The following is a 19,834-nucleotide window of genomic DNA, read 5'->3' on the forward strand; positions in this document are numbered from 1 at the left end:
GGGCCTGCGGGAGCCTTCTGCGTCAGGGAATCGTGAGGTTTCCGGGGCCGGCCGTATGGGTTCCGTTAGGACAGTTTCCAGGGCGCGCAGCACGGTGTTGCATCAGGTGGGGCGCCGGGAGAACGGCGCTCGCGATTCTCCCGATTGGAGCCCGAAGTGCTGGACCTCGTCTACGTGCTGAGCGTCATCGTCCTGTTCGTCGCCGTCGGCATCGTCGGGAAGGCGGTGGAGAAGCTGTGATCATCATGGAGTTCCTCGCCGCCGCCCTGGGGGTCGCCGCGGTCGTCTACCTCCTCATCGCCCTCGTGCGCCCGGAGCGGTTCTGATGGACTGGATCCTGCTCGCCGCGAGCATCGCCACCCTCGCGCTGGCTCTCGGCCTCGCGCACCGCCCGCTGGGCGACTACATGGCGCGGGTCTTCACCACGCCAAGGCACTGGAGGGTCGAGTCCGGCATCTACCGCGTCGTCGGCGTCGATTCTGACCGCGAGCAGTCCTGGCAGGCCTATGCGCGCTCGGTGCTGTACTTCTCGCTGGTGGGTGTCCTGTTCCTCTACCTGCTGCAACGCGCGCAGGAATGGCTGCCCTTCTCCCTCGGGAACGCCGCCGTCGAACCCGGAGTCGCCTTCAACACCGCCATCTCGTTCGTGACCAACACGAACTGGCAGGCGTACTCGGGCGAGGCGCTCGGCTACACCGTGCAGTTCCTCGGGCTGACGGTGCAGAACTTCCTCTCGGCCGCGGTCGGGCTGGCCGTCGCCGTCGCGCTGGTCCGCGGGTTCGCCTACCGGTCGTCGGGGACCATCGGGAACTTCTGGGTGGACCTGGTCCGCGGCACTCTGCGGATCCTGCTGCCGCTGTCGATCGTGGCCGCCGTCGTGCTCATCGCGGGCGGCGTCATCCAGAACTTCAACGGGTTCACCGACGTTCCTACGGTCGCCGACGGGGTGCAGAGCATCCCCGGGGGGCCCGTCGCATCCCAGGAGGCCATCAAGGAACTCGGGACCAACGGCGGCGGCTTCTTCAACGCCAACTCGGCCCACCCGTTCGAGAACCCCGCGGCCTGGACGAGCCTGCTGCAGGTCTTCCTCCTCCTGCTGATCCCGTTCTCGCTGCCCCGGACGTTCGGCACGATGATCGGCGACCGTCGCCAGGGCCGCGCCATCCTCGCCGCCATGGCGACGCTGTACCTCCTCTCGACCGCTGCGATGGCCGCCTTCGAGTTCGCGGGCCGGGGCACGGCCGTCGAGCTGGCGGGCGCCGCGATGGAGGGAAAGGAGGCGCGCTTCGGGCTCGTGCAATCCGTGATCTACGCCACGTCGACGACGCTGACCTCCACTGGGGCGGTCAACTCCATGCACGACTCCTACACGGGGCTCGGCGGGATGATGGCGATGATCAACATGATGCTGGGCGAGATCGCCCCCGGCGGCGTCGGGTCCGGCCTCTACGGCATGCTCATCGTCGCCGTGATCGCGGTGTTCATCGCGGGCCTGCTCGTCGGGCGGACCCCGGAATACCTCGGCAAGAAGATCACACCGCGCGCGATGAAGCTCGCCAGCCTGTACATCCTGGTCATGCCGATCCTGGTCCTCGTGGGCGTGGCGCTGAGCTTCGCCGTCCCGGCGATCCGCGACAGCGTCGTGGACGTCTCGCTCGCCAACGCCGGATCGCATGGCCTGTCCGAGGTGATCTACGCCTTCGCGTCGGCCGCGAACAACAACGGGTCGGCATTCGCCGGGCTGACCGCGAGCACACCGTGGCTGACCGCCGCGCTCGGCGCGGCGATGCTGTTCGGCCGGTTCATCCCCATCGTGCTGGTCCTGGCGCTGGCGGGTTCGTTGGCCGCCCAGGGCGCCACACCCGCCACCGCGGGCACGCTCCCCACCCATCGACCGCTGTTCGTCGGCATGACGGTGGCCACCGCGGTCCTGGTCACCGCACTCGTCTTCTTCCCCATTCTCACGCTGGGTCCCCTGGCTGAAGGGCTGCTCTGAACCATGTCCACACTCACCCAACCCAAGGCCGACGAACGCGTCGCGCCGCCGGCCGCCGCACCCCGCCGCGGGCTCGCCTGGTCCCAGGTCTCCGCGGCCCTGCCCGGAGCCCTGGTGAAGCTGCACCCGCGCCACCAGTGGCGCAACCCCGTGATGCTGATCGTCTGGGTCGGGGCCGCGCTCACGACGCTGCTCGGCATCGTCGAGGCCTTCACCGGCGGCCCCGCAGCCTCCGGCGGGACGGAGGTCCCGTGGGCGTTCACGTGGTCCATCGCCGGCTGGCTGTGGCTCACCGTCCTGTTCGCCAACCTCGCCGAGTCCATCGCCGAGGGCCGCGGCAAGGCCCAGGCCGAGACGCTGCGCCGCACCCGCACCACCACCGTGGCGCACCGGGCGCAGGGCTACCGGGCCGACGACGATCCCGCCGCGGAGCTGGCCGCCACCGAGGAGGTGTCCTCGGCCGAGCTGCGGCTCGGCGATACCGTCGTGGTCGTCGCCGGGGACCTGATCCCGGGCGACGGCGACATCATCTGGGGCATCGCCAGCGTCGACGAGTCGGCCATCACCGGCGAGTCCGCGCCCGTGATCCGGGAGTCGGGCGGCGACCGGTCGGCCGTCACGGGAGGCACGCGCGTGCTGTCCGACCGGATCGTGGTGCGCATCACGTCGAAGCCCGGCGAGACCTTTGTCGACCGCATGATCGCGCTCGTCGAGGGGGCCGCCCGGCAGCGGACCCCCAACGAGATCGCGCTGAACATCCTGCTGGCGTCGCTGTCCATCGTGTTCGTGGTCGTCGCCCTCACCCTCAACCCGATCGCCTCGTACCCGGCGCAACCTGCGAGCATCACCGTGCTGGTCGCGCTGCTCGTCTGCCTCATCCCGACGACCATCGGCGCGCTGCTGTCGGCCATCGGCATCGCCGGCATGGACCGGCTGATCCAGCGCAACGTGCTGGCCATGTCGGGCCGCGCGGTCGAGGCCGCCGGCGATGTGACAACGCTCCTGATGGACAAGACGGGCACCATCACCTACGGCAACCGACGCGCCACCGGCTTCGTCCGCCTGACCGGCGTACCGCGCGAGGAGCTCGTCCTGGCCGCGGTGACGTCGTCGCTGGCCGACCCCACCCCGGAGGGATCGTCGATCGTGGCACTCGGGCGCGAGCTGGGCACCGACCCTGGACCGGATCCCCGCGGAGTCATCGTCCCGTTCACCGCGCAGACGCGCATGTCGGGGCTGGACCTGGCCGACGGGGCCCAGATCCGCAAGGGGGCCGGCTCCGCGGTGATCGCGTGGCTGCGGGAGGAGTCCGGCGCCGTCGACGCCGGCACGCTGGCCGAGCTGGAGGGGCGCGTCGAGGCCATCGCGTCCTCGGGCGGCACCCCGCTGGTCGTCGCGTCGAGGAGCGCGGACGGCACGGGCCGCCTCCTGGGCGTCGTCCACCTGAAGGACGTCGTGAAGGAGGGCCTGCAGGCCCGGTTCGCCGAACTCCGCGCCATGGGCATCCGCACGGTGATGGTCACCGGCGACAACCCGCTGACGGCCGCGGCGATCGCGCAGGAGGCGGGCGTCGACGACTACCTGGCGGAGGCCACGCCCGAGCAGAAGCTCGCCTACATCCGGCGCGAGCAGGAGGGCGGCAACCTCGTCGCGATGACCGGTGACGGCACCAACGACGCCCCGGCCCTGGCGCAGGCCGACGTCGGCGTCGCCATGAACACGGGCACGTCCGCGGCGAAGGAGGCGGGCAACATGGTCGACCTCGACTCCGACCCGACCAAGCTCATCGACATCGTCGCCATCGGCAAGCAGCTCCTCATCACCCGCGGCGCGCTGACGACGTTCTCCATCGCCAACGACGTCGCCAAGTACTTCGCGATCATCCCCGCCATCTTCATGGGGGTGTTTCCGAGCCTGGCGGTCCTCAACATCATGGGGCTGAGCTCGCCGGCCTCGGCTGTGCTGTCGGCCGTGATCTTCAACGCCATCGTGATCGTCTTCCTCGTGCCGCTCGCGCTGCGCGGTGTGCAGTACCGGCCCGTCAGCGCCTCGCAGCTGCTCGGCCGCAACCTCGCCGTCTACGGGCTCGGCGGCATCATCACCCCCTTCATCGGGATCTGGCTCATCGACCAGCTCGTGCGCCTCATCCCCGGCTTCTGACAGGTAAGGACTCAGTCATGATCACAGCCACCCGCAGCGGCGGACGGATGATCTGGGTGGCGACCCGCGCGCTGCTCCTGTTCACAGTCGTGCTCGGCCTCGGCTACACGCTCCTCATCACCGCCGTCGGCCAGCTGGCCTTCCCACAGCAGGCGAACGGCTCCCTGATCTCCGGCGGCGACGGCGTCGTCGTCGGATCCTCGCTGATCGGCCAGTCGTTCACCGACGCGGCGGGCCGCCCCCTGGCCGGGTACTTCCAGCCCCGCCCGTCGGCGGCGGGAGACGGGTACGACGCGACCTCGTCGTCCGGGTCGAATCTCGGCCCGGAGAACCCGGACCTGATCGACGCCGTCGCCTCGCGGGTCACCGAGGTCGCGGCCTTCAACGGCGTCGACGAGTCCCTGGTCCCCGCGGACGCCGTGACATCCTCGGGTTCCGGCCTCGACCCGCACATCAGCCCCGCCTATGCCACAATCCAGATCGGGCGGGTCGCCGCGGCGCGCGGCCTCACGACCGACGAGGTCACCGACCTCGTCGCCGCGCATACGTCCGGCCCGGACCTGGGGCACCTCGGCGAGAGTGTCGTGAACGTGCCCGAGTTGAACCTCGCGCTGGACGAACTGGAGGGCTGAACGTGGCGAACCGGGGGCGACTACGCGTGCTGCTCGGCGCCGCCCCCGGCGTCGGCAAGACCTTCGCAATGCTCGAGGAGGGACGCCGCCTCCTGCTGGAGGAGGGCCGCGACGTCGTCGTCGGCATCGTCGAGACCCATGGGCGCTCGGCCACGGCGAAGATGGCCGAGGGCATCCCCCAGGTGCCGCGCACCACGTTCCAGCACCGCGGCGTCACGCTCGAGGAACTCGACATCGATGCCGTCCTGCGGCGGGCACCCGACGTCGCGCTCGTGGATGAACTCGCGCACACCAACGCGCCGGGGTCCCGCAACGAGAAGCGCTGGGAGGACGTCGCCGAACTGCTGGCCGCCGGCGTGGACGTCATCTCCACCCTCAACATCCAGCACATCGAGTCGCTGAACGACGTCGTCGAGCAGATCACGGGCGTCCCCCAGCGCGAGACGATCCCCGACAGCTTCCTGCGACGGGCCGACCAGGTCGAGGTCATCGACCTGGCCCCGCAGGCGCTACGCAGCCGGCTCTCGGAGGGCATCGTCTACCCGGCGGAGCGGATCGACGCGGCGCTGTCGAACTACTTCCGGCTCGGCAACCTGACCGCGCTGCGGGAGCTCGCGCTGCTGTGGCTGGCCGACGAGGTCGACCAGGCCCTGACGCGGTACCGCCGGGAGCACGACATCAGCGTCACCTGGGAGGCCAGGGAGCGCGTCGTCGTGGCGCTGACGGGCGGGCCCGAGGGCGAGACGCTGCTGCGTCGAGGCGCACGGATCGCGGCGAGATCCGCCGGCGGCGAGCTGATCGCTGTGCACGTCACGAGCCAGGACGGGCTGCGGTCGGGCAGTCCCGCGTCGCTGGCGCAGCAGCGGGCACTGGTTGAGAAACTGGGCGGCACCTACCACCAGGTGGTCGGCGACGACGTGCCCACGTCGCTGGTGGAGTTCGCCCGCTCGCTGAACGCGACCCAGCTGGTCCTGGGCGTCAGCCGCCGCGGCCGCCTGGCCACCGCGCTGACCGGCCCCGGCATCGGCGCGACGGTGCTGCGGGACTCCGGCGACATCGATGTCCACATCGTCACGCATGCTGCGGCCAGCCGCTTCGCGCTTCCCCGCGCGGGTGGCGCCCTCACGATCCGTCGGCAGGCCCTCGGCTTCCTACTCGCCCTCCTCGGTGGGCCCATGCTCACCGCGCTGCTGTTGACGCTGCGTTCCGAGGATTCCATCACCAGCGACGTGCTGAGCTACCAGCTCCTCGTGGTCCTCGTCGCGCTGGTGGGCGGGCTCTGGCCAGCGCTGTTCGCGGCCGTGCTGTCGGGCATCACGCTCGACTATTTCTTCATCGACCCCCTCCACACCATCACGATCGCCGAGCCGATGCACATCGTCGCTCTGCTCCTCTACGTCGTGATCGCGACGCTGGTCAGCGTCGTCGTCGACCGCGCGGCCCGGTACACGCGCGCCGCCCGCCGGGCCGCGGCCGAGTCCGAGCTCATCCAGACGGTGGCGGGCAGCGTGCTTCGCGGGGACAACGCGATCCAGGCCCTGGTGGACCGGACCCGGGAGGCTTTCCAGTTCGAGGCGGTCAGGGTCCGGGTCGGAGACCGGATCGTCGCCGCCTCCGGGGACGGCGACTGGGGCCACCACCTGTGCATCGATCTGTCCGGCGAGGGCACCCTCGAGCTCTCGGGCAATGACCTGCCCGCTTCGGAGCGCCGCCTGCTCACCGTTGTCGCCTCGCAGATCGGGGCCGCGCTCGAGCACAGAAGGCTCACCGCGACGGCGGAAGAGATCGCGCCCATCGCGGCATCCGACCGCGTCCGCGGCGCGCTGTTGTCGGCGCTCAGCCACGATCTGCGGCGCCCGCTGGCCGCCGCGTCCGCGGCGGTCGGCGGCCTCCGGACGGCCGGCCCCGGCCTGTCGGGCGACGACCGGCAGGAGCTCCTCGAGACGGCCGACGAGAGCCTCGCCGCGCTCGCGACGCTCGTCAACGACCTGTTGGACGTCAGTCGCCTGCAGGCCGGGGTACTCAGCATCCACACCCTGCCGACCGACCCGGCCGAGTCCATCGCCCCTGCCCTCGACGAACTGGGCCTCGGCCCGACGGAGGTGCGGCTCTCCCTCGACCACGAGGACAGCTGCGCCAGCGCCGACCCGGTGCTGCTGCAGCGGGTCATCGTGAACCTGCTGACGAATGCGCTGCGCTACTCACCGCCGGAGGTGCCGGTGACGGTCACGACCAGCACCTTCGGATACCGGATGGAGATCCGCGTCATCGACCATGGGTCGGGCGTCTCGCCGGATGACCAGGACGGCATCTTCCAGCCCTTCCAGCGTCTCGGGGACACCGACAACTCGAGCGGACTGGGCCTGGGGCTCGCGCTGTCGCGGGGCTTCGTCGAGGCCATGGGCGGTGAGCTGACTCCCGAGGAGACCCCCGGCGGCGGCCTGACAATGGTCGTCGCGCTCCGAGTCTCCCGCCCGGACGAACCGACGCAGGAGGCCACAGCATGAAGATCCTGATCGCCGACGATGACCCGCAGATCCTCCGCGCGCTGCGGATCACGCTCGCGGCCAAGGGCTACGAGGTGGTCACCGCCTCCGACGGCGCGCAGGCCATCAGCGCCGCGATCGACGACCACCCGGACGTCTACCTCCTCGATCTCGGGATGCCGCAGCTCAACGGCATCGACGTCATCCATGGCATCCGCGGCTGGTCCCAGGCGCCGATCCTGGTCGTCTCCGGCCGGACCGGCGCCTACGACAAGGTCGAGGCGCTCGACGCCGGCGCCGACGACTACGTGACGAAGCCCTTCTCCATCGAGGAGCTGCTCGCCCGCATCCGCGCGCTCACCCGCCGCGTGCAGAAGGACGAGGCGGTACCGTCGGTCCGGCTGGGAGACGTCACGATCGACCTGGCGGCCCGCAGCGTGACGCGTGAGTCGTCGTCGGGGCGCCGCCAGGTGCGGCTCACGCCCACCGAGTGGCAGGTGATCGAGATCCTCATCCGCAACTCGGGCCGGCTCGTGACGCGGCAGACGCTGCTGACCAGCATCTGGGGCACCGAGCATGCGGAGGACAGCGGCTACCTGCGGCTGTATGTCTCCCAGCTCCGCAAGAAGCTCGAGTCCGATCCCTCTAACCCGGTGCACATCATCACGGAGCCGGGCATGGGGTACCGGCTGGAGAACGTGTCGGCGGGCTGAGGCGCGGCCTCAGACGGTGACCGACCCGTCGTCGGCGACGGAGAAGGCCGGGTTGTGGACGAAGTCCCAGCGGAAGCCGTCCGGGTCCGCGACGCACGCGCTGACGCCGCCCCACACCTGCTCCCGCGGCTCGGAGACCGGGCTGGCGCCCGCGGAGACGGCACGCTCGAACCAGGTCCGCACCTCGTCGGGGCCGGCGACGTTGTGCCCCAGCGACATGGGAGGAGCGAGCGGGCCGTGGCCCACGTCTCCGTACTCGGAGGGCAGCTGCGTCGCGTCCCACAGAGCCAGCAGCAGGCCGTGGCCGGCGCGGACGAAGGCGATGTCGTCGGAGGCGGTCGGGATCTCGTCGAAGCCGAGTCCGTCGACGTAGAAGCGTCGCGACGCGGCGACGTCGCGGACTCCGAGCGTGATGGCGGTGATGTGCGGCGCGGTCATGCGGGAAGGCTACCGGTGCCCTGAGACCAGAAAACCCCGCCTGGGCGGGGTGCTGGTGGCCAGGGCCGGGATCGAACCGGCGACCTTTCACTTTTCAGGCGAACGCTGCTACCAGCTGAGCTACCTGGCCAGTAGGAGAAGCACTCAGCCTCATCCTGGCGACCCCGACGGGACTCGAACCCGCGACCTCCGCCGTGACAGGGCGGCGCGCTAACCAACTGCGCTACGGGGCCAATTTCTTGACCACTTTGCCGGCCTCATCTGCCAGCCCGATAACTATAGCGTGACCCCCTCGCGGTTGTCACATCGGGCATCCGCCCTTGTCATTACCGGTTGGCGACATTCCCTCGAGGGGTTTGACGCCGTCGCATCCCCAACGGGATTCGAACCCGTGCTGCCGCCGTGAAAGGGCGGAGTCCTAGGCCGCTAGACGATGGGGACCAGCGGTGACCCATCATAACGGATAGCGGCGGGAGGGTGGCAAACCGCCCCGCCGGGCGCATGGCAAAGGAGAGGGCCCGGTGCCGAGGAATCAGCACCGGGCCCTCCCAGGTACGGCTGGTGGGGGGAATCAGCCGTAGGTATTGATGTGGACGTGGTCGTAGTGGTTGGCCGTGTCTCCGCCACGGTCCGCCATGCTCCGCCAGCCCTCGCTGTCACGCGCGATGTTCCAGATCTTCTGCCCGAAGATGATGTAGTTGATGTTGTACTTCCGCGCGTTCGCCCGGTAGTACCTGGCGATGGTCCAGCCCAGGTCCTGGTTGGACTTGTAGCCGGGGATCATCACGTCGACGGCGCGCCCTGCGGGGTGGTCGGGAGTCACATCCCGGCGCCAGCCGTACATCGTCTTGATCTGCGGGAACCGGTTCCACACGTCGCGGGCGATGGCCTGGACGTTGGCGTTGGTCTTGTCGAGACCGCTCGAGTAGCCCTTGTTCAGCGATGAACTGTTGCCGCTTGAAGCCGAGGATGACGGCTTCGACGACGAGACGTACTTCGACGTGACCCACTTGATGGCACCGTTATAGACGATCTCCGCCCGGGAGTTCTTGACGGTGCCGGTGACGGCCAGCTTCGACCCCTTGGCGATCTCGCCGCTATAGGAGCTTCCGGTGCTCTTTGCCCACACATTGAGAACCGCGGTGGCGTACTTCGTGGTGGTCGCAGGCGTCTCGGACGCAGACGGCGAGTTGGTGGACCCGCCGACCGACGTCAGGTACTTGTTGTTGACCCAGCGGACGTTGCTCTTCCAGATGATCTGCGCCATGCCGTTCTTCACGGTCCCCGTCACGTCGAAGATCGTGCCCTTGGGAGCGTCACCCAGCGATGTGAAGCTCGAGGTGGACGTCGTGCGGATCATCAGGACGGTGGTTCCGCGCTTCTGCCCGGTGACCTTGGGCAGCGACGAACTGGTCGACGGCTTGCTCTGCGTCAGATAGCTGCGCGATGCCCACAGGGTCTTGCCCTTGTAGGTGAGCTGCGCGAAACCGTTGCTCGCCTTGCCGGTCAGCGTGACCGAGCGCCCCTTCCCGAGAATGACGTAGCTGCTGTGCTTCGTCGACGCCCCCGTGCGCAGGTTCAGGTTGGCGGTCGTGTACCAGGTCCCCTTGGCGACAGACGTGGTCGCACTCGTCGACGACGAGGAGGCACCCTTGAGGTACTGGCTGTACACGTACGCGGTCTTCCCGTGATACGTGACCTTCGTCCAGCCGTTCGTCGTGCCGGTTGCCTTCAGCTTGTCGCCCTTGCTGAGGATCGTCAGCGACGACGATGACGTCGTCGGCTTGCTCCTCACGTGGACCCGGGTGATGGCCGTGACCTCGGAGGTGCCGGCGTCGGCCGAGGGGCCGGTCGCGACGGTCCCGAGACCCTGGACCAGCACGGCAAGTCCGGCGGCGACCGCAGTCGCCCGGATGCCCTTCAGTGCTCTTCTCACGTCTCTCCCAGTAGCTGTACATGGCAGACGTGACGCTTCCTCGAGCCTTGGCGACCCCGACACGTCTGCCGATGCCCTGGACCCTAAGAACGCTCTCAGGGTCACAACAAGGGTGGTTGAGAGTTTGCTGAGAGACTTGCGAAGCGACACGCCGCATGCGTGGGAGAAACCACACCCGTGTCATTAATGGCGTTCTGACAAGGGGTATCTCAGGGTTGACTAGGGGTTCTCCCGGGCGGTCCTGGCCTCTTGCCAATCCTGAGGAAGCGATCCGCATCCTCAGGAAACGTGCAGTCACAGCTCAGGTGAAGCACCGCTTGAGGTTCAGTTCGCGAGGTTGAGGTTCAGGTTCCTCACAGCTCAGGCAGTCTGCACCCAGGCCCGCGTCCCCGTGCTCGACCAGGCGGCTGCGGTGCCATAGATGTCTGCAGGGAGGTAACCGGAGCGGAGATCGTCCTCCGCGACCGGCCTCGCGCCGGTCAGCTCGGCGAGTCTACGCCGGTCGCGGGTCCCGGCCACCGCCGCGACCACTGGCATCCCGAACGCCCGCCGGTTGGCGGCCAGCGTCACGAGGACCTCGCCGGCGATGTGCGCGGCCACCAGCACCAGCGGCGACTCGACGGTCGCGGTCCCCAGCGGCGCGAGCAGTTCCCGCATCGACGTCACGTCGCCGTCGACGACCAGGAATCGGGGACCGGTCAGCTCCGCTCCCCCGCTTCCCGTCGCGAAGTCCGGGTGCGCGTGACCGAACCCGAACCCCTCGCCGCGGTGCGGGAGGCCACCCGACGGGTCGGCCGCCGGAGAGGGCATCGCGTCGATCTCGTCCTGCGTGACGTAGTGGGGCACGATGCGGTCCACGGACTCGACCCCGCGCCGGGGTGCCGGCTCGCCCGCGCCGGTGACCGCACGCCGCTGTCGACGGTCCAGCAGCACTGCCGCGGCGAGCAGCACGACGCCCGCCGCCACCACGACGAGGAACCAGGCCAGGGGCGACATGCCCCCAGCCTGCCACGTCGAGCCAGCCGGGCGGCGCCAGGCGCGGATGCCCTAGACTGCGTGACGCCCCTATAGCTCAGTTGGTAGAGCAGTGGACTTTTAATCCATGGGTCACGGGTTCGAGCCCCGTTGGGGGCACCTAGTCAGAGCGATTTGAACGCCGTTCAGCGGCTCCCGTGACAGCCATCGCGACAGCCATTCTTCCCGGACGCTGCCCCTGAACGCAGAAAACGCCCCCGACCTCACACGAGGTCGGGGGCGTTGCTGTTGTCGGGCAGCCCTACCTCGTGGGCGAAATCTCCCGGAGGGCCACCGCCCAGGGCGTGACCGATCACTAACCACGGCGACCCCCGGCATCTCCGCCGGGGGTCGTTGTGCGTCTGTCGCTCCATGTCCGACAGCCGGTCGGAGAGGTCCGAGACAAACCGAACGGGTGTGCGAAACAACACCTTAGGAGCGGCCGCGCACCTAGCCATCAGCGCCTATGGCACGATGCCCCCATGCGGAAGGAGAGCGGGATGACTAGGACCAGGACGGCGCTCGCCGTCGCAGCGATGCTGCTGCTCGCCGGATGCGGCGCCACGGATGCGGCAGAATCGACCACGCCGGCCACCGCGGCGACAGAGCCCTTCCCCGGCGCACTCTCGTCGGCGCCGGTCGCCCAGCGCTACGAGTCCGTGGAGGCGTTGAGGGATGCCCTCGGCGCGGGCGGCTACTACTGCACAGACTGGCAGCGCGACGACCGGGTTGCCCTCGCCCTGCAATCCGGCCAGTGCTCAGACGCCGACGTCCTGATGATCTTCACCGGCGAGAGTGCCGTCCATGAGGCGGCGCAGAACCTCAAGGCCCTCGTCACGAACTTCGTCGTCGGCGAGAACTGGATCGTCAACACGGACCGCCCCTACGCCGTGACCTACGCGATCGGCGGCACCATCGTTGAGGGGACCGGCGACGCGCTGGACACCGAGGACGAGAGCGACGACGGGAGCGCAGCCGTGGACACGTCTGGCTACGACCTCACCACCGATGAGGGCCTGTGCGAGGCCGACGCCGACCTCACCAACCTCGAACTGAACGACGCCATCGCACCACTGCTCGGCTTCCCGGCCGACCGCGACGAACGCACCTACGACCAGGACGAGGCGATCCGCGACTACAAGAACGAGGCGTTCCGGCGCGAGTGCCCGGCGCGAGCGAGCTGACCCATGAGAAGCGTCATCGGGCCGCTGGTCACCATCGCCATCATCGTGGCCGTCATCATCTGGGGTATGCCGTGGTTCCAGGAGGTCGCCGCACCGTGGATTGCCAACTGGATGGCCAGCCAGTTCCGCTAGGCGACCGTCGCTACCATCCAGGCATGAAAAGACGCACGCGTATCGGTGTCATGACGGCCGTTGTCGGGTTCACGCTCGCTTATGGGTTCCTCGCATGGCTGCCTGAGTGGCTCGCCCGGTAGCCGGTCAGGCGGTCAGCTGGTCCAGCTTGAGCGCCCTGGCCGCCTTACCCAGGGCCTTGCGGCGCTCGCTCTCGCGCGTCGTGAGGTAGTGCTGCTGCGTGACCTTGATGTCGCGGTGGCCGAGGATGTCGACGATCATGCGGTCCGGGACGCCCAGCTCACCCAGCAGTGACGCTGCCGATCCGCGTGCGCCGTGCAGCGGGACGTGCGGCACCTTCGCCCGCGCCAGCGCGTCGGTCCACAGCTGCCAGTCGCGCTTGGGGGAAGCGCAAGGTGTTGCCGACCGCGGTGCGGATGAGTTCCCTAGACTTCATGCCGCCACCGCCTTGAGCTCCTGCTCGATGCGGCCGTCGCGGACGCGGACCTGCCGGTCGCACCGGGCCGCGAGCTCGTAGTCGTGCGTGACGATGATCAGGGTGATGCCCTACTCCCGGTTCAGGTCGAAGAGGATGTCCTCCACGACCTTGCCGGTCGCGGAGTCGAGGTTGCCCGTCGGCTCGTCGGCGAAGAGGACACGGGGATTGCCGACGATCGCGCGGGCGATGACGGCGCGTTGCTTCTGACCGCCGGAAAGGTTGACGGCCTAGTTGTGGGCCTTGTCGGCGAGCTCGAGCTGCTCGAGCGCGGCCGTGGCCCGGTCGCGGCGCGGGCGCGCGGCCAGGCCGGCGATCTTGAGCGGCAGCATGACGTTCTCGAGGACGCTCTGGTTAGGGGTGAGGAAGAACTGCTGGAACACGAAGCCGAACGTCTTGTTGCGCGCGCGGTTCAGCTGCTTCGGCCTCAGGTCGGCGACATCGCGCCCGTCCATCATGATCGTGCCGTCCGTCGGCGCGTCGAGCAGCGCCATGAGGTGCATCAGCGTCGACTTGCCCGACCCGCTCTTCCCGACGATGGCCAGCGACTCCCCCTCGTGGATGTCAAGCGTGACGCCCTTGAGCGCCTCGAAGCTGCCGTCGCCTCCGCCGTAGGTCTTGCGCACGTTGCGGGCCGACAGGACCGGCACCCGCGCGCTCTGTGCAGCCGAGCGCGGTGACCAGGAAGGCCTCGATCAGCCGGTGGCGGCGCACCATCGCCAGCGCATGGGCACGGCCCGTGTCGGTCAGGACGACGGATCCGTAGGGCGCATGGTCCACGAGTCCCTGACCCGTCATCCGGCGCAGCGCGTCGGAGACCGAGGACAGACTGAGCCCCGTCCGCTCAGCGATGAGCGACGGAGTCACCAGATCGGAGGACCACTCGGAGAGCCCCCACACCGCCTTGAGGTAGTTCTGGGTGCTCGCCGACAGCTCGGAAACGGACATGCGGCCAGCGTATCGCCGGGTCGCGACGCGACCGCGGAAGAAAACTGTCGGACCCCGTCCCTAGCCTGAAATCAGATCGACGAAAGGAACGGGGAAATCATGACCGCCCCACTGGTCCCCTCGGGCAGGAAGCCCTTCTACATGCGCTGGTGGTTCATCATCACCGCCGCGGCCGTCATTCTGTTCGGCGCCATCGGCGCCATGGGTGGAGATGAGCCCGAGGCTGCGGACCCGGCGACCGAAGCCACCAGCACTGCCGCTGCCACAGACAACGCCACCACCGAGGCGGTCGCCGCCAGCTCGGCCCCTACCACTGCGGCGGCAACCCCGGCGGAGGATGCCTCCACCGCGGAGGCTGCGCCGGAGCCAGCCGAGTCCACGGAGGAGGCAGCCGAGGAGCCCACTGAGGAGCCCGAGCCGGAGGTCCCCGCCGAGTACCTGGCCGCCCTGGATTCCGCGCAGGGCTACATCGACCTGATGTCCTTCAGCAAGGCCGGCCTGTACGACCAGCTGACCAGCGACTACGCCGAGCAGTTCCCGAAGAAGGCCGCCAACTACGCGATCAAGCACGTCGACGTCGACTGGAACGCTGAGGCGCTGGAGTCCGCGCAGAGCTACGTCGACTCCATGGCCTTCAGCGAGGCCAGCCTCCACGACCAGCTGACCAGCGACTACGGCGAGCAGTTCACCGCCAAACAGGCCGACTACGCCCTGAAGCACGTCGACGCCGACTGGAACGCAGAGGCGCTCGAGTCCGCGCAGAGCTACCGCGAGCACATGTCCATGTCCGACTCCGCGATCCGCGACCAGCTGATCAGCGACTACGGCGAGCAGTTCACCGCCAAGCAGGCCGACTACGCGCTGAAGCACCTGAACGACTGACAGCATGAGACGGGCGTCCGGGCGTCGGGCCTACACGATAGGACTGGGGCTCTGACGATCAACACCGAGGAGCCCCCATGCTGTCCGAACGCATCGAGCGCCTGCGCCCTTCCCCCATCCGGCGGATCCTCGCCGTCGCCGACCGGCCGGGCATGGTCTCCTTCGCGGGCGGCCTGCCCGCCACGGAGACGCTGCCGTCCTGGTCCGCGTCGGTGGAGCCAAGCGTCCTCCAGTACGGCCCCAGCCAGGGGGATCCGGAACTGCGGGAGGCCGTCTCGGCCCAGCTGACGGCGCTGGGCCTCGACGCCCCCGCGGACCGCGTCATGATTCTGAGCGGCAGCCAGCAGGGCATCGACCTCGCCGCCAAACTGCTGATCGACGCGGGCACCCCCACCGCGGTGGAGTCGCCCACCTATCTCGCCGCGCTCCAGGTGTTCCGCCTCTACGGGGCGAGGCTCGTCGGGCTCGATCAGGTCGGTCACGGCGGGGCGCGGTTGGCCTACGCCATCCCCACCTTCGCGAACCCGACGGGGCACTGCGCGACCCCGGCCGAGCGGGACGCGCTCGCCGCCGCCTGCCTCGCCAGCGGCACGGTACTGTTCGAGGACGACCCGTACCGCGACCTCGCCTACGACCCCCTCCCCGCGACGCCGATCGCCGCGCGGATTCGGGGTGGCTCCTGGATCTACCAGGGCTCGTTCTCCAAGACGTTCGCGCCGGGGCTGCGGCTCGGGTTCCTCGCCGCGTCCGAGGACCTGTTCACGCCCCTGGTCATGCTGAAGGAGTCCGTCGACCTGCACAGCTCCCGGCTCTCGCAGCGGATCGTGCTCGACGCCATCGAGTCACCTGGCTGGCCGGCCAGGCTGACCGGGCTCGTCGACTTCTACCGGGGCAGACGCGATCAGTTCGCCGCCGCGCTCGACCGGCACTTCGCAGGCCTGGCCGAGTGGGAGACGCCGCCGGGCGGCCTGTTCTTCTGGCTCCGGCTGCCCTCGCCCATCGACACGCGCACCCTGCTCGACGAGAGCCTGCGCCGAGGCGTCGCGTTCATGCCGGGCGAGGAGTTCTACCCCGGAGAGCCGGAGGTCGGCCACCTGCGGCTCAACTTCAGCCACGCCGCACCAGCGGACGTCGACCGCGGGTTGGCCACCCTCGCAGACCTGCTCCGCGAGCAGGCCGCCTAGCGGGTGGCGCTACTCGGCTGGGCCCTCGGCGCCGATCGAGTAGCAGCGTAGGAAGCGTCCGTACTCGGCGAACACTCGCGCCCGGACCTCCGGCGCCGAGAGCGCGAGATCGTGCAGCGCGTCGGGGATCCGGACGAGCACGACGAGGTCGCCGAGGCAGTGTGCCCGCTCGGCGATGGCGTTGACGTCGAGCACGATGTCGGCCTTCGACAGGGCCTCGTCCCACTTGCGGCGGAAGTCGGTGCGCTCAGAGACGGCCACCAGCACGGGGCAGTCGATGTCGAGGCCGGCGGCGACCCGACCCTGGGCAGCCATGATCGCCGACAGCCAGCCGATCCGCACCAGGAAGGCGGGGTCGCCCTTGAGGTTGTCGTTGTACGTCCACTCGCCGTCCTCGCGCACGGAGATGGACCGCCGGTAGAAGCCGTTGTCCGTGCCGGGGAAGGGAGTGGTCGGCAGCAGCGCGCTCGCCGCGCTGAACATGCGCTGCGTGGCGGACCTCATGCTCGACATGGCCTGCAGCTCCAGCCACGGCGAGTTGAGCACAAGCGCGGAGAACTGGCCGGGCCGCTCGCTGGCGTAGATCGAGAGGAGCAGGCCTCCCGTCGAGTGGCCCATCAGGACGATCTCGTCATGCCCCTCATCGCGCATCAGGCTGACGGCGAGGTCGAGCTCGACGTAGTAGTCCTCGAGTGCTGCGACGTACCCGGCGAGCTGCTTCGGCCGGAGCGACCGGCCGTATCGGCGCAGGTCGATCGCGTAGAAGTCGTAGCCCTGCGCGTCCATCTCGTCGGCCAGGTGCCGCTGGAAGAAGTAGTCGTTCCAGCCGTGCACGAAAAGCACCGCCCGCGCGGTCCGCGGAGCGGCCCGCCGCACCACCGTCGCCACGAGCGAGCGCTCAGGCTCCAGGGCATACGTCGGCTCGTCGGGAAGTTCGAACTCCAGACACTCGAAACCCGCGAGTTCCCGGTCAGGCACCCACGGGTTCATGCTGCGGACGGATCAGGACGAGCGACGCTCGTCGTCGTCCTCGAAGTCTGCGTACTGGTCAGCAAGATCCGCGTAGGGATCCGGGAGGTCATTGCTCTCGCTCGTAGCGAGGGCTGAATCGCCTCGGAGCTCACGCTCCAGAGAGGTGAAATCGGTGTCCACCGCGCGATACTTCAGATCGCGGGCAACCCTGGTCTGCTTCGCCTTTGCACGGCCGCGCCCCATATCGGGTCGACCCCCTTGCCTTTGTACATCGCGGCCTGGCCGCGGAATCTTCAACTAACTCGTGGGTACAGGCTACCGGGTCACCCCGGCTAGTCCAAAGAGCGCCCACCGCGAACACCGCGCGCGCTGTGGATTGACGCCGGACGACAAGGCGCGTCATCGCTAAGCTGGCGATGCGACCCCACATCATGAGGAGAACTCACGCCCATGGGCAAGATCATCTACACCCTCACCGACGAGGCACCCCTTCTCGCCACCTACTCGTTCCTGCCCATCGCCCGGGCCTTCGCCGGCCAGGCCGGGGTGGACGTCGAGACCCGCGACATCTCCCTGGCGGCCCGCATCCTGGCCCAGTTCCCCGACGTCCTGCCCGCGGAGCAGCGGGTCGACGATGCGCTGACCGAGCTCGGCGAGCTGGCCAAGACGCCCGAGGCGAACATCATCAAGCTGCCGAACATCTCGGCGTCGGTCCCCCAGCTCAAGGCGGCCATCGCCGAGTTGCAGGGCCAGGGCTTCGCGATCCCGGACTACCCGGAGGACCCCGCGACCGACGAGGACCGCGACGTCCGCGCGCGCTACGACCGCGTGAAGGGCTCCGCCGTCAACCCCGTGCTGCGCGAGGGCAACTCCGACCGTCGCGCGCCCGAGTCGGTCAAGAACTACGCGCGCAAGAACCCGCACCGCATGGGCGCCTGGAGCGCCGACTCGAGGACGTCCGTCGCGACGATGGACGACGGCGACTTCCGCCACACCGAGCTGTCCGTCGTGCTGCCCTCCGACGACGTGCTGACGATCCGCCACCGCGCCGCGGACGGCACCGTCACGTCGCTCAAGGAGAACCTCTCGGTCCTCGCCGGCGAGATCGTCGACGCCGCCGTGCTGCGCGCCGCCGCCCTCGACGCGTTCCTGGCCGATCAGGTCGCCGCGGCCAAGGCGTCCGGCGTGCTGTTCTCCGTGCACCTGAAGGCCACGATGATGAAGGTCTCCGACCCGATCATCTTCGGCCACGTCATCCGGGCCTTCTTCCCCGCCACGTTCGAGCGCTTCGGCGCCGACCTGGCCGCGGCCGGCCTCTCCCCCAACGACGGACTCGGGGCGATCCTGGCCGGCCTCGACGCCCTGGACAACGGCGCCGAGATCCGCACCTCGTTCGCGCAGGAGGTGGCAGAAGGGCCGCGCCTGGCGATGGTGAACTCCGACAAGGGCATCACCAACCTTCACGTCCCCTCCGACGTCATCGTCGACGCCTCGATGCCGGCGATGATCCGCACCTCCGGCCACATGTGGGGCCCGTCGGGCGAGGAGGACGACACCCTCGCGGTGCTGCCCGACTCCTCCTACGCCGGCGTCTACCAGGCCGTCATCGCGGACTGCCAGGCCAACGGCGCCTTCGACCCCCGCACGATGGGCACCGTGCCCAACGTCGGGCTGATGGCGCAGAAGGCCGAGGAGTACGGCTCGCACGACAAGACCTTCGAGATCGCCGCTGACGGCGTCGTCGAGATCGTGAACGCGGCCGGCGACGTGCTGACCTCGCACGACGTGGCCGCGGGCGACATCTGGCGCGCCTGCCAGACCAAGGACGCGCCCGTGCAGGACTGGGTGAAGCTGGCCGTGAGCCGCGCCCGGATCACCGGCTGGCCCGCAGTGTTCTGGCTCGACCCGGAGCGCGCCCACGACCGCAACATCGCGGCGAAGGTCGAGACATACCTCGCCGACCACGACACCGACGGTCTCGACCTGCGGGTCCTGAGCCCTGTCGAGGCCACGACGCTGAGCGTCACGCGCATCCGCGCCGGGGGGAACACCATCTCGGTGACGGGCAACGTGCTGCGCGACTACCTCACCGACCTGTTCCCGATCCTCGAGCTCGGCACCTCCGCCAAGATGCTGTCGGTCGTCCCGCTGATGGCGGGCGGCGGCCTCTTCGAGACCGGAGCCGGCGGCTCGGCCCCGAAGCACGTGCAGCAGCTCGTCGAGGAGGACTACCTGCGCTGGGACTCCCTCGGCGAGTTCCTCGCGCTGGCCGCGTCGTTCGAGCACCTGGCTCAGGAGGAGGGCAACGCGCGCGCCCAGGTCCTGGCCGACACGCTCGACCGTGCCACCGGCTCGTTCCTCGACAACGACAAGTCGCCCACCCGCCGCGTCGGCGGCATCGACAACCGCGGATCGCACTACTGGCTCGGCCGCTACTGGGCCGAGGAGCTGGCGGGCCAGAGCGTCGACGCGGAGCTGGCCGCCATCTTCGCCCCCGTCGCCGCCGCGCTGGCCGATGGAGAGGCGAGGATCGTCGGCGAGCTGAACGGCGTGCAGGGCCACCCGGCCGACATCGGCGGCTACTACCGCCCCGACGAGGCGAAGACAACCGCCGTCATGCGGCCGTCGGTGACGCTCAACGCCGTGATCGACGCACTGGGCTGACCTCCGCAGACGCAGCAA

18 protein-coding genes, 4 tRNA genes and 1 pseudogene are annotated in these 19,834 nt (G+C 69.3%); 12 read left to right on the forward strand and 11 right to left on the reverse strand.

What is annotated here, in order from left to right; all coding sequences use genetic code 11:
* The first annotated feature begins 245 nt into the window (after positions 1-245).
* Genes KDB89_RS10830 through KDB89_RS10855 form a run of 6 tightly spaced genes read left to right on the forward strand, consistent with a single transcriptional unit; the run spans position 246 to position 7,987 of the window.
* A complete protein-coding gene (locus KDB89_RS10830; RefSeq protein ID WP_255556441.1) occupies positions 246-326 on the forward strand; it encodes a potassium-transporting ATPase subunit F in 81 nt (26 codons plus the stop codon).
* Positions 326-1,996: a potassium-transporting ATPase subunit KdpA gene (kdpA, locus tag KDB89_RS10835; protein ID WP_219080918.1), complete on the forward strand. Its 1,671-nt coding sequence runs from the start codon at positions 326-328 to the stop codon at positions 1,994-1,996. Before KDB89_RS10830 ends, kdpA begins: the two co-directional genes overlap by 1 nt.
* Positions 1,997-1,999: 3 nt before the next feature.
* Positions 2,000-4,156: a potassium-transporting ATPase subunit KdpB gene (gene kdpB, locus KDB89_RS10840; protein ID WP_219080919.1), complete on the forward strand. Its 2,157-nt coding sequence runs from the start codon at positions 2,000-2,002 to the stop codon at positions 4,154-4,156.
* A 17-nt stretch (positions 4,157-4,173) separates the two neighbouring features.
* Positions 4,174-4,788, forward strand: a complete 615-nt coding sequence (kdpC, locus tag KDB89_RS10845; RefSeq protein ID WP_219080920.1) for a K(+)-transporting ATPase subunit C — start codon at positions 4,174-4,176, stop codon at positions 4,786-4,788.
* A gap of 2 nt (positions 4,789-4,790) precedes the next feature.
* The gene (locus KDB89_RS10850) at positions 4,791-7,295 is read left to right on the forward strand and encodes a sensor histidine kinase (protein ID WP_255555884.1); all 2,505 of its coding nucleotides are present in this window, start codon (positions 4,791-4,793) and stop codon (positions 7,293-7,295) included.
* Positions 7,292-7,987: a response regulator transcription factor gene (locus KDB89_RS10855; protein ID WP_219080922.1), complete on the forward strand. Its 696-nt coding sequence runs from the start codon at positions 7,292-7,294 to the stop codon at positions 7,985-7,987. The genes KDB89_RS10850 and KDB89_RS10855 overlap by 4 nt, the downstream gene beginning before the upstream one ends.
* A 9-nt stretch (positions 7,988-7,996) precedes the next feature.
* On the opposite strand, the gene KDB89_RS10860 is transcribed toward KDB89_RS10855, so the two are convergent.
* The 6 genes from KDB89_RS10860 to KDB89_RS10885 all read right to left on the reverse strand — a co-directional run bounded on the left by KDB89_RS10860 (position 7,997) and on the right by KDB89_RS10885 (position 11,357).
* The gene (locus KDB89_RS10860) at positions 7,997-8,425 is read right to left on the reverse strand and encodes a VOC family protein (protein ID WP_219080924.1); all 429 of its coding nucleotides are present in this window, start codon (positions 8,423-8,425) and stop codon (positions 7,997-7,999) included.
* A 53-nt stretch (positions 8,426-8,478) separates the two neighbouring features.
* Positions 8,479-8,555 (reverse strand) — tRNA-Phe (locus KDB89_RS10865).
* 26 nt (positions 8,556-8,581) lie between these two features.
* A tRNA-Asp gene (locus KDB89_RS10870) sits at positions 8,582-8,658 on the reverse strand.
* Positions 8,659-8,793: 135 nt separating this feature from the next.
* A tRNA-Glu gene (locus KDB89_RS10875) sits at positions 8,794-8,866 on the reverse strand.
* Between the two features lie 130 nt (positions 8,867-8,996).
* Positions 8,997-10,361: a VldE C-terminal domain-containing protein gene (locus KDB89_RS10880; protein WP_219080926.1), complete on the reverse strand. Its 1,365-nt coding sequence runs from the start codon at positions 10,359-10,361 to the stop codon at positions 8,997-8,999.
* A 360-nt stretch (positions 10,362-10,721) separates the two neighbouring features.
* Positions 10,722-11,357, reverse strand: coding sequence for a hypothetical protein (locus KDB89_RS10885; RefSeq protein ID WP_219080928.1), 636 nt, complete (start codon positions 11,355-11,357; stop codon positions 10,722-10,724).
* A 65-nt stretch (positions 11,358-11,422) separates the two neighbouring features.
* On the opposite strand from KDB89_RS10885, the gene KDB89_RS10890 reads away from it, so the two are divergent.
* From KDB89_RS10890 to KDB89_RS14675, 3 genes are all read left to right on the forward strand, one after another.
* Positions 11,423-11,495 (forward strand) — tRNA-Lys (locus KDB89_RS10890).
* 380 nt (positions 11,496-11,875) lie between these two features.
* Positions 11,876-12,559 (forward strand): hypothetical protein, encoded by a 684-nt coding sequence (locus KDB89_RS10895; protein ID WP_219080930.1) that lies wholly within the window; start codon positions 11,876-11,878, stop codon positions 12,557-12,559.
* Positions 12,560-12,562: 3 nt separating this feature from the next.
* On the forward strand, positions 12,563-12,691 hold the full coding sequence (locus KDB89_RS14675; protein ID WP_255555885.1) for a hypothetical protein: 129 nt from the start codon (positions 12,563-12,565) through the stop codon (positions 12,689-12,691).
* Positions 12,692-12,817: 126 nt separating this feature from the next.
* Here KDB89_RS14675 and KDB89_RS10900 read toward each other — a convergent pair whose 3' ends face one another.
* From KDB89_RS10900 to KDB89_RS10910, 3 genes and pseudogenes are all read right to left on the reverse strand, one after another.
* Positions 12,818-13,057, reverse strand: coding sequence for a tyrosine-type recombinase/integrase (locus tag KDB89_RS10900; protein WP_255556442.1), 240 nt, complete (start codon positions 13,055-13,057; stop codon positions 12,818-12,820).
* Positions 13,058-13,237: 180 nt separating this feature from the next.
* A pseudogene (locus KDB89_RS10905) lies at positions 13,238-13,816 on the reverse strand (ABC transporter ATP-binding protein).
* The gene (locus tag KDB89_RS10910; protein WP_219080934.1) at positions 13,731-14,114 is read right to left on the reverse strand and encodes a metal-dependent transcriptional regulator; all 384 of its coding nucleotides are present in this window, start codon (positions 14,112-14,114) and stop codon (positions 13,731-13,733) included. The pseudogene KDB89_RS10905 and the gene KDB89_RS10910 overlap by 86 nt, the downstream one beginning before the upstream one ends.
* 99 nt (positions 14,115-14,213) lie before the next feature.
* Between KDB89_RS10910 and KDB89_RS10915 the strand changes: the two genes are divergently transcribed.
* The gene (locus KDB89_RS10915; protein ID WP_219080936.1) at positions 14,214-14,996 is read left to right on the forward strand and encodes an Ltp family lipoprotein; all 783 of its coding nucleotides are present in this window, start codon (positions 14,214-14,216) and stop codon (positions 14,994-14,996) included.
* Between the two features lie 77 nt (positions 14,997-15,073).
* Complete coding sequence (locus KDB89_RS10920) at positions 15,074-16,180, forward strand: aminotransferase-like domain-containing protein (RefSeq protein WP_219080937.1); 1,107 nt, start codon at positions 15,074-15,076, stop codon at positions 16,178-16,180.
* Between the two features lie 9 nt (positions 16,181-16,189).
* On the opposite strand, the gene KDB89_RS10925 is transcribed toward KDB89_RS10920, so the two are convergent.
* On the reverse strand, positions 16,190-17,158 hold the full coding sequence (locus KDB89_RS10925; RefSeq protein WP_219080939.1) for an alpha/beta hydrolase: 969 nt from the start codon (positions 17,156-17,158) through the stop codon (positions 16,190-16,192).
* 24 nt (positions 17,159-17,182) lie between these two features.
* On the reverse strand, positions 17,183-17,395 hold the full coding sequence (locus KDB89_RS10930) for a DUF3073 domain-containing protein (RefSeq protein ID WP_219080941.1): 213 nt from the start codon (positions 17,393-17,395) through the stop codon (positions 17,183-17,185).
* Between the two features lie 207 nt (positions 17,396-17,602).
* Here KDB89_RS10930 and KDB89_RS10935 point away from each other — a divergent pair, with 207 nt between their 5' ends.
* Positions 17,603-19,816: an NADP-dependent isocitrate dehydrogenase gene (locus tag KDB89_RS10935; RefSeq protein ID WP_219080943.1), complete on the forward strand. Its 2,214-nt coding sequence runs from the start codon at positions 17,603-17,605 to the stop codon at positions 19,814-19,816.
* The last annotated feature ends 18 nt before the right edge of the window (positions 19,817-19,834 follow it).

Source organism: Tessaracoccus palaemonis (assembly GCF_019316905.1).
Classification (GTDB): domain Bacteria; phylum Actinomycetota; class Actinomycetes; order Propionibacteriales; family Propionibacteriaceae; genus Arachnia; species Arachnia palaemonis.